Genomic DNA, 15,943 nt, shown 5'->3' on the forward strand with positions numbered 1-15,943 from the left:
GCGGACTTGGAAGCCTGCCTGCGCCATGTTCGACTAGCAGCAGCTGAGCAGGCATCGCGATCATATGTTCACCAGGCGCAATCTCGCGTCTCCAGCACCGGGCGGGGTGCTGTGGCCAGCGATGAGCGGACCGGTGAGACGCTGGGACTCTATGCGCCGGCCGTCGGGCAGCTCGACTACCAGGTACTGGGGTGGTGCAGGAGGGGCTGGTGTAGCCGATCACAGGGGTGTCGCCTGCGTCGGAGTGTCTGATCTTCGCGCCTGAGCTTATGTCCCTCCTCATCTCCGCATTGAATCCCGACTGCCTGAACCTGGTCGAGGAGTACGAAGAGAGCTGACTCCCCTTGGCGTCACCGCTATGACCGGTCATTGAGGGGTGGGCAGGGATGCCGTCGCAGCAATGGCGTGAGTTGGCTGACCGGTTGACGGCGCGTATCGACTCGGGTGAGTTTCCCCCTGGGGCGAGGACGCCGACGCTTGAACTGATGGCTGAGGATGAGTCAAAGCCGTCTGTGAAGCGGGCTTACCGGGATGTGGTCGAGCGTGGTCTGGTGGTGCGGAAGCTGCGGGTGGGGACGGTGGTGCGCAGTCGCGCCCGTGTTCGTGCTCCCCTGAGCGCCGTCCTTGTTGAGGCGGAGCGCGCGGCCGATGTTCTGGACGATCTCGACCCGGGAGCCACGGGTGTCGGCGAAGCAGATCGCCTCCACACCACGCTCGCCGGTGATGTCGACGCCTTCACCGAGGACGCGTACGGAGGCGAGGAACGCCCGTCGCACGCGCCGGTTGTTGGCGTCGATGCCGCCTGCGAACTGCCTCGGGACCTCGCGCCGCCCGGTGACGAGGTGGTCCCCGCACAGCCACGCCGACCAGACGCGGTCCGGCGGGACGTGGCGGCCGGCCTCCAGCTCGTACAGCTCGGCGTCGATCGAGGATTTCGGCAGCTTCTCCGCGAAGACGGCTGCCTCCTCCACTTTCTGGTGGAAGGTCATAACCGTACGCAGGTTGTACGGGGAAGTTTGCGCGCCCTGGGCCGGTGCTCAGGGCGCGACGTTCGGTTTCGGACTCCCTCCCCGGAAGCCGGTCGGTTCTGGTGTGGGCGGGTTGTCGGGGTGGTCTGGCAGGGTGCGGGGTTGTGGATGAGTTGATAGGTGTTCAGAGGCCGGTTCGCAGGATTGTGGATGCGGATGAGGCGGTTGCGGTGTTGGAGTGTGCTGTGCCGGGGCTGGCGGATGTGCGTCGTGGGAAGCCGGCCGTGTTCGACTGGGTCGCGGCTGAGGAGGTGCTTGGTTCTGCTCTGCCGGCTGATTTCAAGCGTCTTTGTGAGTGGTACCCCACGTTTGTGCTGGATGACTTCATGAGCCCCGGTCTCCCCTGGCCCGGGGGGATGACGGGCTGGGCTCGGGGGTCGTGTCAGGAGCGGGAGGGGTGGGCGTCTGACCGCTTCCACGGCTTTTGCCCGCAGGAGGTGGACGCGGAAAGCCTGTTGTCCTGGGGGGAGTCGATGGAAGGGGATCAGTTCTTGTGGTCTTCCGTGACGGATGATCCCGAGCGCTGGCTGGTTACTGTCTCGTCGCGTAGCGGGGTGTGGTGGCATTACGAGGGCGGCATGGTCCAATTCCTGGCCGAGCTCTGTGACGGCACGCTGGAACGTTGGGGGCTTCCTCTTGTCCGGCCTGAGGTCACTGGTTGGTTCGACGAGCGGGGTGCCCTCGTCTGGGTTGGCAGGCACGGCGACGTCATCGAGGAAGAGTGAGCTGAGGGGGCATGGCTCGGGGTCAGACGCAGCGGGAGGTCGACCGGGAGCTGCGCCGTAGGGCACTGGCGGGGGAGTCGAATCTGGCGATGCTGAGGTGGTTGAAGGCTGATCTGGAGGCGCGGGGGTGGGCTTGATCCGCTTTGACGGACATCGGAGATCAGGGGTTTCGGCCCCGGAAGGATGATGTTCATCATGGAGAGCATGAGGAAGAAGAGGCCGCGCCCTCGCCGCTCGTTCACGCCGGAGTTCAAGGCCGAGATCGTCGAGCTGTGCCGGCGGGGCGACCGCTCGGTTGGCCAGGTCGCCAGGGATTTCGAGCTGACCGAGACCGCGGTGAGGAGCTGGGTGAGGCAGGCCGAGGTTGACGCCGGCGAACGGGACGGCCTGACCAGCGGCGAACGTGAGGAACTGGCCGCACTGCGGCGGGAGAACCGCAGGCTGCGGGAGGACGTCGAGGTCCTCAAGCGTGCGACGGCTTTCTTCGCGAAGGAGACCCGGTGAATGTGCATCCGTTCATCGAGGCGGAGAAAATCGCAGGTCACAACGTCAAACGGACGTGTGAACTCCTCAAGGTCTCCCGGACCGCCTACTACGCCCGCCGCACCGGCACCCCCGGCCCCCGGGCGGTGCGGGACGCCGAGCTGACCGAACAGATCACCGCTGTTCACCAGCAGTCCCGCGGCACTTACGGTGCCCCGCGCGTCCACGCCGTCCTCCGGCGCGAGGGCGCCGACTGCGGACGCCGCCGAGTCGCACGGCTGATGCGGCAGGCCGGCCTGACCGGCAAGCACCGACGACGCCGGCACCGCACCACCATCCCCGACCCGCACGCGGTCACCCGCCCTGACCTGGTACTTCGCAACTTCCAGCCCGGTTTCTCGGCTCTCGACACCCGCTGGTGCGGGGACATCACCTATGTCGCCACACGTGAGGGATGGCTCTACCTGGCCACCGTGATCGACATCGCCTCACGCCGCGTCGTTGGCTGGGCGACGGCCGACCACCTACGAACCGAGCTCGTCGCCGACGCCCTGCGGACCGCCTGCCGAACCCGGCGGCCGGCCGGTCCGGTGATCTTCCACTCCGACCGCGGCTGCCAATACACCAGCCGCGAACTCGCGCTTCTGGCAGACGAGTTCGGCATACGTCTGTCGGTCGGACGCACTGGGCAATGCTGGGACAACGCGCTCGCGGAATCGTTCTTCTCGACCCTGAAGAACGAGCTGGGCGACACCGACCCCTGGCCGAGCCGGGCTGCCGCACGCACCGCGATATTCGAGTGGATCGAGAGCTGGTACAACTTGCACCGGCTCCACAGCAGCCTCGGCTACCGCAGCCCGGCCGAATACGAGACCGCCCTGGCAGCCTGACCACCACACCAAAGGTGTCCGTCAAAGCGGAACAAGCTCAGGGGGTTGATGTCGGCGGGTGTGCGTTCTGCATGATTTCGACCTTCACGCACGTCTTCGCCCTCGGGCTGAGCCCTGGGCGCCTGATAGCGAGCGATACAAGAAACGCAACACCGTCGAACGCGCCATCAACCGTCTGAAGGGCTTCCGGGCCGTCGCCACACGCTACGAGAAACGTGCCTACATCTACCTCGGCACCGTCACCCTCGCAGCCCTCGCCGTCTGGCTCCGCACATGATCCAAGAAACAGTGCCTAGTACTCCAGCAGGATTTTGATGTCTGACCTGCGGGTTTCGCTGGGCGGCTGGAGTGTAGCGGGCTGCGGTGTGGTCAGGGACGGTCTTCGTCGGACGGTCCATCGATCGTGCGACAGCGCCGCAAGTAGTGGCAGTGGCGGGGCAGCTTCCCAAGGTGATCAGCGCGCGTGTTGGCGAGCAGTGGAACCTGGACCTAGACGACCTCTTCGTGACCATTGGCCATCGGTTCGGACGGGTGGAACTACGCCGTCGCATGCGCGACTACGTACGTGGCCTCCTCGCCCCGGTGGCCCGGAAGAACAGCTGGCAACTGGCCGAGCAGGCAGGCCACGCAACCCCCGACGGTCTGCAGCACCTACTCGCCGGAGCGAAGTGGAATCCCGACGACATCCGCGATGACCTGCAGGAATACGTCGCTGACAAGCTCGGCGAGAGCGATGGCGTCCTCATCATCGACGACACCGGGTTCATCAAGAAGGGCACCACATCCGCCGGGGTCCAGCGCCAATACTCCGGAACCGCCGGCCGCACCGAGAACTGCCAGATCGGCGTCTTCGCCGCCTACGCCACCACCTTGGGCCGGGCCCTGGTCGACCGTGAGCTCTACCTGCCCAAGAGCTGGACCGAGGACCGCGAACGCTGCCGGGCGGCCCGCGTTCCCGACGAGCGGGAGTTCGCCACCAAGGGTGAACTGGCCCGCCGCATCGTGCTGAGGTCTCTCGCCTCGCCGCTGCCCATCTCCTGGGTCACCGCGGACTCCGCCTATGGACAGGAGAGCCGCTTTCGCCGACTGCTGGAACAGTCCGGCGTCGGCTACGTGCTGGCCGTGCCCAAGTCCCAGTTCACCGTGGGCTGCCCCCGCATCGACGGCCTGTTCGCGCAGGCCCCGGCCGAGGCATGGGAGAAAATCTCGTGCGGTGACGGCGCGAAAGGTCCTCGCGTCTACCACTGGGCGGCGGTGCGGCTGCCGGCCGTCGAGGAGTTCGACTACCAGGGCGAGGCCCCCCACCGGATGCGGTGGGCACTGGCCCGCCGCAGCATCCGCAAGCCCGACGAGATCGCCTACTACCTCGCCTACGCGCCCTTGGAGACCACTGTTCAGGAGCTGGTGCGGATCGCCGGGACACGCTGGGCGATCGAGGAGTGCTTCCAGGCCGCGAAGAACGAGTGCGGCCTGGACCAGTACGAAGTCCGTCGCTACGTCGGCTGGTACCGGCACATCACCCTCGCCATGCTCGCCCACGCCTTCCTGGCCTCCACGGCGCGCGAGCTCCGGGAAAAGGGGGTGGCACCGATGAGGCAGCAGGGGCAATCGAGTTCACAGTGGCGGAGGTTCGGCGACTCCTGGCAGCTTGTCGGCCCCGGCCCCCACACCTCCGTGGCCACCGAGGACGACACCACGCGCTGAGCTGGTCGAAATGGCGCCGCCAGCGCCAAGCAGTCGCCCGCCACTGCCACTACTTGCGGCGCTGTCGCACGATCGATGGACCGTCCGACGAAGACCGTCCCTGACCACACCGCAGCCCGCTACACTCCAGCCGCCCAGCGAAACCCGCAGGTCAGACATCAAAATCCTGCTGGAGTACTAGATTTCAGCTACGAAAGGCAGTGCGTCTGAGCGCCGTGCGGGCACCCCTGCACGGTTGACCTGAGCGAGGCGATCAGCCCGGTGGGCTCGTGGACGGCACGCGCACGACCGCGGCAAACCCATCGATGCCGCAGGATCGGGGTGACCTTCGTCACGGGCCCGGCTGTCGTCGGTGGTGGGTTTGATGTATCCATCACGACTTGAGCGATTTGGTAACACCCTTGGCCTGCGATCCAGTTGGTCGGATCTCGGGCGGAGTTTGTGCATTTCCTGTGAGCCTGGATAGGACTGCCCCCACTGATCAATTCTGTGGGGGCCACAACGGTGCGTATCAACCGTCTACTCGTCATGTCCATGGCGATCACCATGACCGTGCTCGCGGGCACGGAACAAGCAGCGCAGGCCGTCGGCCTGTGGTCTGCTTCCAGATCCGGCCCGGGCGCCGGTCAAATACCCGGACAGGGCTGGGGGTCGGCCCGCGGGCGCGGCCACGCAGCCTCCGGCGACGCCACCGACGCGAACGCGTCCGGCGGCCGCACCGGCGCCCTGAAGGCGCGCGGCGAACTCGCCCCGGACTCCGGCACCACCCGGCTGAAGCTGGGCAAGGCACCCAAGACGCAGGTGCCGTCCTACCGCACGGTCCCGTCCCCGCGCCGGGCCGCGCCCAAGGGGTTCGACCCCAAGGCCAGTTCCGAGGTGACGGGCAAGCGCGCTGAGAAAGAGCGTACGTTCGCCAACGAGGACGGCACCTTCACGACCCGCTATTACAACGAGCAGGTCAACTTCCGGGACAACGAAGGCAAGTGGAAGGAGATCGACACCGGGCTGGCGAAGGCGGCTGCGGGTGTGCGGGCCGAGAACGCTCCGGGGCCCGGCTGGCAGGCCCGGTCGACCGAGGAGAAGGTCTACTTCTCCGAGTTCGCCGATGCTGCCACCCTCGTACGTCTCGGTATGGACGACACCACCGCGATCGGCTACTCGATCGAGGGTGCGGCCCGTGCACAAGGCCGCGTGAACGGCAGTGTGATCACGTACCCGGACGTCCGTCACGAGGCGGACGTGCAGTTGATAGCCGGAAGTGACTCCGTCAAGGAGACGCTGATCCTCAAGGACAAGAGCGCGCCGGCCGAATGGCGCTTCCCGCTGGCCCTCAAGGGGCTGACGGCCAAGCTCGACGGCCTCGGCGGTGTCGTCTTCAACGACGCGGCGGGCCACCAGCAGGGCTGGATGCCGGCCGGCTGGATGGAGGACTCGAAGAAGGCGCCGAACTCCGACGAGGGCGTCATCTCCTCCGGCGTCACCTACGACCTCGTGCAGGAGGGCTCCCGCCAGGTCCTGGTCGTGAAGCTGGACCCGAAGTGGCTGTCGGCCCCCGAGCGGGTGTTCCCCGTGAAGGTAGACCCCTCGGTGAACGGTCTGGAGGCGGCCTCCGGCACGTACGTCGAGTCGCCGTTCAACCAGAACTTCTCCAGCTCCACCGAGCTCAAGGTCGGAACGTATGACGGGGGCGGCCACAAGGCGGCCTCGTTCCTGAAGTTCAACGGTCTGGACACCACCCTCAAGAACGCGTTCGTGATCAATGCGAACCTGAGCCTCTTCAACACGTACTCGTACTCGTGCACCGCACGCCCGGTGACGGTCCACGAGATCACCTCGAACTGGTCCGAGGGCAGCACCAACAGCTACCCCGGCCCGGCGACCGGCGACGCTCTGGGCTCCAAGTCATTCGCGCATGCCTGGCGCCCGGACGGTTCGAGCAGCTGGCCCTGCGGCGCGGCGGCGTGGGAGTCGATCCCGCTCGGCGATTCGGGCCGCAAGCTGGTCGACGACTGGACTCACGGCCGCAAGGCCAACTACGGCCTGGCCGTGAAGGCGGCCACGGACGACTCCAGGACCTGGAAGAAGTTCGGCTCCGACAACTACCCGAGCGGCAAGCCCAGCCTCGACGTCACCTGGTCGAAGTACGGGGCCACGTACGAGCTGGGCGGCTTCGTCCAGCCCCCGACGGCCACCTCCGAGGGCAGTTTCAAGGTCACCGTCACCAACCAGGGGCAGCAGACCTGGGGAAAGACGAGCAACTTCGCACTGCGGTACGACCTGTTCGACGCCAACGGCAACAAGGTGGGCGGTGACTACTGGAGCAAGATCCGGTGGACGTCCATGCCCTACGACGTCGCACCCGGCGGCTCGGCCACCGTCGACGCCAAGATCGCGCCGCTGGCGCCAGGCACGTACACGCTCCAGTGGACCATGGACGAGTACCAGGTACGCAGCTTCGTCGACGACGGAGTACCCGGCCCGACGGTGCGGTTCGACGCGGTCAACGCGCCCCCCTACTTGACCGCCGTTGCTCCGCCGAGCGGCACGGTCGTCGACACCCTCACCCCGACGCTGTGGGCGACGGCCACCGACCAGGACAAGTCCCCGGGTGCGCTGACCTACCAGTTCGAGGTCTGCGAGGTCGAGGGCAAGGACGTCCGCAAGAACTGCCGCGGCAACACGCATGCGGCGTCCGAGAGCTGGACGGTTCCGTCGGACTGGCTGAAGTGGGCGAAGACGTACGCCTGGTACGCCTACGCGAACGACGGCAAGGACCAGTCGTCGCGGACCGAGCCGTCGATCCTGACCACGCAGGTCCCGCAGCCGGTCATCACCTCCCACCTGGGCGGCGCGGACAGCGGCCGGACGTTCGGTGAGCGGGCCGGCAACTACGCCACCGCCGCAACCGACGCCGCCGTGCCATCGGCCGGCCCGGAGCTGGCGGTCACGCGGACGTACAACTCGCAGGACCCGCGCCAGGCGAACGCCTTCGGCGCCGGCTGGGCCACCCGCTGGGACATGCGGGCGGTCGCCGAGCCAGACGGCAGCGTCGTCGTCACCCTCGACAGCGGCAGCCAGGTCCGTTTCGGCCGCAACGCCGACGGCACCTACAGCGCACCGGCCGGTTCCGTGGACGTCCTCACCGAGGTCGCGGGCGGGGGCTGGACGCTGCGCGACGTGGCGGCCACGGTCCACACCTTCGACGCGGGGGGCCGCCTGACGAAGGTCAAGGACGGCCACGGGCGTGAGCAGCTGCTCACGTACACGGCCGGGAAGTTGACGAAGGCCACGGACGCGCTGTCGAAGCGCGCGCTGACCTTCACGTGGTCGGGCGCGCACGTCGCGTCGGTGTCCACGGACGCGGTAGGTCCGAACGCTTCGGCGCTCACCTGGTCGTACACGTACGACGGCGACCGCTTGGTGAAGGTCTGTCCCCCCACGTCGACCACCGCGTGTTCCACGTACGAGTACACGGCGGGCTCGTCCTACCGGGGCCTGGTGCAGGACGCGGGTCCGATCGGGTACTGGCGGCTGAACGAGGCCGAGGGCGAGTCCGCGGCCAGCGAGGCGGTCTCCCGCACGGGCATGAACCCCGGCCACTACCGCGACGTCACCCTCGGGTCCGCGGGCGTGCTGGGCGCGACCGGCAACAAGGCGGCTTCGTTCAACGGCACCAACTCCGTCGTGGAGCTGCCGAGCACCTCCCTGTCCGCCTCGACCGTCCTCTCGGTCGAGCTGTGGTTCAAGACGGACAAGCCGGGGACGCTCGTCGGCTTCCAGGACAAGCAGCTGTCGGAAGGCCAGCCGAACCGGTGGAATCCGGTCCTGGGCATCAACCAGGCGGGCAAGCTGCACGGCGGGTTCGAGCTCAAGAGCATGGGGACCACCCCCGTCACCTCGGCCGCCGCGGTCACCGACAACGCGTGGCACCACGCCGTCCTGACCGCCACGGGCACCGAGCAGGTCCTCTACCTCGACGGTGCGCGCCTGGGTGCCATCCCCGGTGTGGTCGACCACTTCGGCAAAACCTTCACCTACCTGGGTGCCGGCTACTCCAACCCGAGCTGGGACGGCGGCCCCGCGGGGGTACGCCGCTTCACCGGTTCCATGGACGAGGTCGCGATCTACCACCGCGCCCTCGACGCCGGGGCGGTCAAGGCCCGTTTCGAAGCCCGTGCGGGGTCGTCGAAGCTGACCAGGTCCACCCTTCCGTCGGGCCGGGTGAGCGCACTGGTCGAGTACGACGGCGACACCGGTCGCGCGACGAAGGTCACCGACGAGAGCGGCGGCCTGTGGCAGATCTCCGAGCCCCGTTACGCGGCCGGCTCGCAGGCCTACAGCGACGCCGTCCGGGCATCGGGTCCGGTCAACTACTGGCGTCTCGGTGACAGCGGCGGCGCTTCGGCGGCGGACGAGATCTCCGGCGGCGGCAACGGCTCCTACCGTGACGGTGTCGGGCTCGGCGGCGTCGGGGCGTTCCTCGACGGCGACGACGGCGCGGTCACCCTCGACGGGGCCAAGGGCGTCGTCTCCGTCCCGTCCGAGTCGATCAGCGAGGCCTCTGCGCTCTCCGTGGAGCTGTGGTTCAGGACGGACAAGCCCAACGGCGTGCTGCTCGGCCTCCAGAACACCGAGGTCGGCACCACCCCGACGATGTGGAACGCGAGCCTGCTCGTCGACGGTGACGGCAAGCTGCGCGGCCACCTCTGGGACGGTCCGTCCGCGGGCTGGCCGGTCATGGGCGGGGCCAAGGTCACCGACAACAAGTGGCACCACGTCGTGATCACCGGCGGGCCCGCCGGTCAGTCGCTCTACCTCGACGGGTCGAAAGTCGGCTCCAAGAGCGGTGTGGTCAAGCCGGAGACCCTGGCCTCCGCCTACCTCGGCGGCGGCTACTCCAGCGAGGCTTGGGACGGACAGGCACGCGGCACCCGGTACTTCAGCGGCCAGCTCGACGAAGCCGCGTTCTACTCCAAGGAACTCGACGCGCAGAGCGTCGCGGACCACTTCAAGGCCCGCAACCGCCTGGTGTCGGGCAACGGAGACCAGTACGAGGGCGTCGTGATGGCGGACGCTCCGGCCGGCTACTGGCAGCTGAACGAGAGCGGCGGCACGACCGCCGTCAACAAGGTCGCCGCGGCCGGTGCCAACGGTACGTACACCAAGGCGAACCTCGGGGCCGCCGGCGTGTTCGGCCCCGGCGACGGCTCCGCGGTGCAGTTCAACGGCGACGGATTTGCCGAGCTGCCAGCGGTCGGGACCGCCTCCACTGACGTCGCCGCCAGCGTGTGGTTCCGGACCGACAAGCCGGGTGTCATCCTGAGCGACCAGTCGGCACCCATCGCGGGGGCGGCCGACGCAACCGGCACCTGGACCCCGGTCCTGTACGTCGGTGCCGACGGCAAGCTCCACGGCGAGTACTCCTCGGCCGGTGTGCACGCCTCGAACGCCTCACCGGGCACCGTGACGGACAACCAGTGGCACCATGCCGCCATCACGGCCAAGGGCGATACCCAGACGCTCTATCTGGATGGCGCGCAGGTCGCGACCAAGTCCGGCGCTCCGGTCACCCACCAGAGCAATAGCCGCACGTTCCTCGGCGCGGGCTTCGCCAAGTTCTGGCCGTCCGCCCCCGGCAACGTCAGCTACTTCACCGGCACGCTCGACGAGGCCGCGGTCTACCGCCACAGCCTCTCCGCCGACGATGTCGCGGCTCAGTACGAGGCCCGAACCTCCGCATCCGTTTCCTCGCTCACTTCGACGGTGACGGTCACGGACCCGACAGGTGCGAAGACGTCCAGCACCTTCGACGCGGTCCGCGGCCAGCGCCGTACGGCCACGACGAACGCGGACGGCGGTGTCACCACGTACACGTACGACACCGGCGGCTTCCTGCACACGGTCACCGACCCCAACGGTCACGCGACCGTCACCGGTCACGACGAGCGCGGCAACACCGTCTCGACCACGACCTGCCGGGACGCCAACTCCTGCTGGACCTCCTTCGCGGAGTACTACAACAACCCCGCGGACAAGCTGGACCTGCGCAACGGCAAGCAGACCGCGATCCTCGACGGCCGCTCCTCCGGCCCGGCGGACACCCGCTACCGGACGACGACGTCCTACACGGACCTCGGCCTGACCGACACGGTCACCTCGGTCGACGGCCGTACCGCGACGACCACCTACACCACGGGCACCGAGCCCGCGGTCGGCGGCGGAACGGCCCCTGCCGGCCTGGTCGCCACGAGGAAGAGCACTGGCGGCGTCAACGTCTCGTACGCGTACTTCGCGAGCGGTGACCTGGCCAAGTCGACGGCGCCGTCCGGCGTGGTCACGACGTACACCTACGACGGCATCGGCCGGAAGCTGACCGAGACACAGGTCTCCGACGCCACCCCCGCCGGTGTCACCACCTCGTACGCCTACAACGCCATGTCCCGCGTCGTCGCGGAGACCGGTCCGGGCGTCAAGAACGAGATCACCGGCGTCACCCACACCGCCAGGATCAGCCGCACGCACGACGAGGACGGCCACCTGCTCACCGAATCCACGGAGGACACCACCGGCGGCGACGCCACCCGCACCACCACCTACCGCTACAACGCGCGCGGCCTCAACGACAGAGTGACGGACGCGGCCGGAAACGAGTCGACGTACGCGCACGATGCCCTGGGCCGAGTGATCAGTGCGACGGACCCCGTGGGCAACGTCGTGACGACCTCGTACACCAAGCGTGGCCAGGTCGCCGAGTCGGTCCTGAAGAACTGGACCGGCGATCCGTCCGGCCAGACCCGTGACCTGGTCCTGGTCTCGAAGGCGTACGACCCGGCGGGCCGCCTGGCCTCGACCACCGACGCGATGGGCGCCACGACCGCCTTCACCTACTACGACGACGGCCTCAAGGCCACAACGACGGCCAAGCAGGTCACCCAGGCCAACGGCTCCAAGAAGGACATCCTCCTCGCGTCAACGGTGTACGACGGTGCGGGCAACCCGGTGTCGGCCATCGCGAGCGGCGGGGCCGAGACCGTGAACACGGTCGACGCCCTGGGCCGCACCACCCGCTCGGTCTTCGACCCGAACGGTCTGAACCGGGTCTCGACCTTCGCCTACGACGCGGAGGACCGGGTCACCGAGTCGACCCAGTCCATCGACGGCACCGGCAGGAAGGTCACCTCGACCACCGAGTTCGACGCGGTGGGCAACCCGACGAAGCAGACCGTCACCGACGGCACCACCACTCGGGCCTCGTCGGCCACCTTCGACCAGCGGGGCCTCCCGCTCACCCAGACCAGCGCGCGCGGCATCACCAGCACGGGCCGGTTCGACGCGCTGGGCCGCCTGGTCGAGACGAGCGCGCCGCAGGTGCAGGCCGAGGAGAACGGTGGTGCGGCCACGGCCGTCACCCCGAAGTCCCTCGTCGGCTACAACACCTTCGGTGAGGCCACCGAGTCGCGTGACCCGCGCGGCCTGGTGACGAAGAGCGAGACCGACAAGCTGGGCCGGACCGTCGCGGTCACACTGCCCGACTACACCCCGCCGGGCGCCACCGCGGCCATCACGGCCGTCTCGCGCACGACGTACGACAAGGTCGGCAACACGGCTTCCACGACCGACCCGCTGGGCCGCGCCACGTTCTACGGCTACGACCAGATGGGCCAGCTGGTCGGCAAGACCGACCCCGCCATCGCCGGCGCACAGGGTCTCCAAGCCCCCGGCACCGCGAAGTTCAACGGCACCTCCACCGCCCTGTCCGGCGGTGGCGTCTCCACCTACACCTGGACCCCGACCGGTCTGCCGCTGTCCGCGACCGACCCGACAGGAGCACGCTCCGAATCCACCTACGACGAACTGGGCCGCAAGCTCACCGCCACCACGGTCGAGCGCAAGCCCACCCTGCAGAACCTCGTCTCCCGCTTCACCTGGGACGACGCGGGCAACCAGGTCGCCTCGACCACGCCCGGCGGGCGGGTCACCAGCGCGACCTACGACAAGGCCGGCCAGACCCTGACGGTCACCAACCCGGCCGGCGGCGTCAGCACCGCCGTCTACGACGGCCTCGGCCGCCAGACCGAGAGCAAGGACGCGACCGGCCGCAAGACCGTCACCGCGTACGACTTCGAGGGCCGGCCGTTGTCCGAGACGGACTACGGCACGGGCACGAAGGCTCTGCGCACGTCCACCACCGAGTACGACGCCGACGGAAACGTCACCGCGTCGATCTCGCCCGGCGGCGCGCGCACCACGTACACCTACGACGCCCTCGGCCGGCTCACCAAGCAGGTCGAACCGGTCACGGCCACGGACTCGATCACGACGACCTTCGGCTACGACGCGGCGGGCAACCGCACGCGCCTGACCGACGGCCGCGGAAAGGCCACGTACTACACCTTCAACGCGTGGGGCCTGCCGGAAGCGACCATCGAGCCCAGCACCGCGCAGCACCCGATCCTGGAGAACCGCACCTGGGCCAACGTCTACGACGCGGCCGGACAACGCGTCACCGAGCTGCTCCCGGGCAACGTCAAGCGTCAGAAGACGTACGACGCCCTGGGCCGCCTCACCGCCGAGACCGGCTCCGGCACCGCCGTGGCCACCCGGCCCCGCTCGCTCTCCTACGACCTCGCCGGCCGTCTGACCGGCTCCGGCGCAGACGGGATCCTGGCGGGCAACACCTATACCTACAACGACCGCGGCCAGCTCCTGAGCGCCGACGGCCCTTCGGGCAAATCCGCCTACACGTATGACGTGGACGGTCAGATGACCTCCCGCACCGACCCGGCGGGCACTACCGCCTTCGCCTACGACACCGCCGGTCGCCTCAACACCACGACCGACCCGCTCACCGGCACCCAGGTGCGCAGCAGCTACGACGCGGCCGGGCGACCGACCGCCGACGAGTACGCCCGCCCCGGTGCCGGCGGCACGTTCACCATCAGTGCGAAGCGCTCGTACAGCTACGACGCTCTGGGCCGGCTCGCGGACGACAGCGTCAAGAACACCGGCACGGGCGCCGGGGTCCAGGGCTCGGCCTACGAGTACGACCTCGACAGCCGACTGGTCAAGAAGACCACCACGGGCACGGCGGGTGCGGGCGCGGAGACTTACGCCTACGACCTCGCCGGCCGCATGACCTCGGAGACCAGCGGGACAACCACCACCGCCTTCGAGTGGGACAAGTCCGGCAACCTGACCAAGAAGGGTGACGTCACCGCCACCTACGACTCCCGCAACCGCCTCCAGACCCGGGGCACGCAGACCTACGACTACTCCGCCCGCGGCACCCTTAAGTCGGTAACCGACGGCGGAACCAGCCGGGCCATCAGCACCGACGCCTTCGAGCGGACGGTCAGCAACGGCACCAGCACCTTCACCTACGACTCACTCGACCGCGTCCTCAACAACGGAAGTTCCGCCTTCAACTACGACGGCGGCTCCAACAACCCGGTCAAGGACGGCATGTCCACCTACAGCCGCACCCCCGGCGGCACGCTGCTCGCCAGCGCCACCACGGGGACGGCGGGCTCCGCCCGCCTCGCAGTCACCGACCAGCACACCGACGTGGTCGCCAGCCTCTCAGAGGACGGCACCACCGTCTCCTCGTCGCGTGCCTACGACGCGCTGGGCAACGTGACGGCGTCCTCGGGCGCCAACCCGTCGCTCGGCTACCAGTCCGGCTGGACGGATCCCTCCACTGGCGAGGTCAACATGGCCTCCCGCTGGTACCAGCCCGGCACCGGCGGCTTCACCAGCCGCGACACCTGGCAGCTCGACCCGAACCCCTCCGCCCAGGCCAACCGCTACACCTACGCCAACGCCAGCCCGATGAACGGCATCGATCCTTCGGGCCACAGTGCGCTGGACTGCTTCGACCCGCGCAAGGTGAAGAAGACGCTCTTCCTGAAGAGGGTGCTCGGCGGACCCGCCGGGTGCGTCTTCTGGGAGACCTACATCGCCGGGCACGACAGCATCAAGAACGACGACTGCCTGAGCAAGCCCAGCTGTGCCTCGATGCAGTACCACGACTACAGCCGCAGCGATCAGCACTGGGGAGGCCGGGACGAACTCCAGGCCGAGAAGCAATACATGCGCAATCAACGCGGTGGCAGTAGCAGCGGCAGTACCAGCAGCGGCAGCAATGACCGCGGCCACAACTACTCGGGCGGCGGACGGAGCCGTGGCGGCACCGCCACGCTGACCCGCCCGAAGCGCCCGACCGCACCTCCCAAGCCGAGGGTGCCGCAGAACCCCTACGCGGGCAAGAATCCGCCGCCGGCGCCGAAACACATCCCCAAGCCGGACTGGAACCCGACCACGGCCGTCTGGAGCGCCACCAAGGCCGTCGACATGGCCGTCAGCGGCGCCAACCTCCTCGCCATGCTGGCGGGCGGCGCCGCCACCGTCCTCAACCCCGACCAGGTCCCGGACACGCAGGGAGCGCCCGGCGCGGACCCGGGGACGGGCGCGGGCGGCGACGACGACGAAGAGACCGACTGCCGAAAGGACGGCGAGGGCTGGATCAACTACGGGGACGTGGACGAGGATCACGGAGGACGTGCCACGGGTGCCGAGGCGTGCCTCGACAGTGCCTACCTGGCAACCCACAAGGGTACGGACAGTAACTGGAAGAAGGTGGCTCCCCCCGGCTACAAGTGGGCCCGGACCAACGCCGGCTACCTCGGGAACCGGCCTCCGAGTTCATGGGTGAACGCCTGCCACCTCATAGGAGCACAATTTGGCGGTGACGGGTTGAACCTCAAAAACCTCTCGACCTGTTCCCGTTCTGCCAATGCGACCAGGGTCGCGCCGGACGATCCGGGAATGTCCGGTCACATGTACTCCCATGAGCTCAAGGTCAAGGCGGCCATCGACCGTGGAGAGCTCGTCCGCTACAGCGTCACTCCGGTGTACGCGGGCGAAAGGACCGTTCCCGTGGGGTACGTCATGAAGGCGACCTCTACCATTGACGGCAAGCCGGGAAAGCTCAAGCTGGACGAGGTCGTGCCAAACAGCATGTACAGCAACAAGTTCGGGACATGGCGCAACATAGGGCTCGTCAATCACCAGGGGGGCCCGGTCCCAGTCGGTGCCACGCCATGACGGAGAGTGA

At 68.3% G+C, this 15,943-nt stretch carries 4 protein-coding genes and 4 pseudogenes; 7 read left to right on the plus strand and 1 reads right to left on the minus strand.

The genetic code is table 11. From position 1 onward, the window contains the following. Positions 1-386 precede the first annotated feature (386 nt). Positions 387-524, plus strand: a pseudogene (locus EES41_RS44270) (GntR family transcriptional regulator); the annotation flags it as partial. A 90-nt stretch (positions 525-614) separates the two neighbouring features. On the opposite strand, the pseudogene EES41_RS35970 reads toward EES41_RS44270, so the two are convergent. Next, positions 615-1,013, minus strand: a pseudogene (locus EES41_RS35970) (helicase); the annotation flags it as partial. Between the two features lie 119 nt (positions 1,014-1,132). Here EES41_RS35970 and EES41_RS35975 point away from each other — a divergent pair. From EES41_RS35975 to EES41_RS36000, 6 genes and pseudogenes are all read left to right on the plus strand, one after another. Beyond that, the gene (locus EES41_RS35975) at positions 1,133-1,753 is read left to right on the plus strand and encodes a hypothetical protein (RefSeq protein WP_216827292.1); all 621 of its coding nucleotides are present in this window, start codon (positions 1,133-1,135) and stop codon (positions 1,751-1,753) included. A 204-nt stretch (positions 1,754-1,957) separates the two neighbouring features. Beyond that, positions 1,958-2,236 (plus strand): annotated as a pseudogene (locus EES41_RS35980) (transposase); the annotation flags it as partial. Positions 2,237-2,253: 17 nt separating this feature from the next. Continuing rightward, complete coding sequence (locus tag EES41_RS35985; RefSeq protein WP_123082039.1) at positions 2,254-3,126, plus strand: IS3 family transposase; 873 nt, start codon at positions 2,254-2,256, stop codon at positions 3,124-3,126. Between the two features lie 109 nt (positions 3,127-3,235). Then, a pseudogene (locus tag EES41_RS35990) lies at positions 3,236-3,403 on the plus strand (transposase); the annotation flags it as partial. 206 nt (positions 3,404-3,609) lie between these two features. After that, complete coding sequence (locus EES41_RS35995) at positions 3,610-4,830, plus strand: IS701 family transposase (protein WP_123082218.1); 1,221 nt, start codon at positions 3,610-3,612, stop codon at positions 4,828-4,830. A 528-nt stretch (positions 4,831-5,358) separates the two neighbouring features. Continuing rightward, positions 5,359-15,933: a LamG-like jellyroll fold domain-containing protein gene (locus tag EES41_RS36000; RefSeq protein WP_123082041.1), complete on the plus strand. Its 10,575-nt coding sequence runs from the start codon at positions 5,359-5,361 to the stop codon at positions 15,931-15,933. The last annotated feature ends 10 nt before the right edge of the window (positions 15,934-15,943 follow it).

The organism is Streptomyces sp. ADI95-16 (assembly GCF_003721495.1).
GTDB classification, from domain to species: domain Bacteria; phylum Actinomycetota; class Actinomycetes; order Streptomycetales; family Streptomycetaceae; genus Streptomyces; species Streptomyces goshikiensis.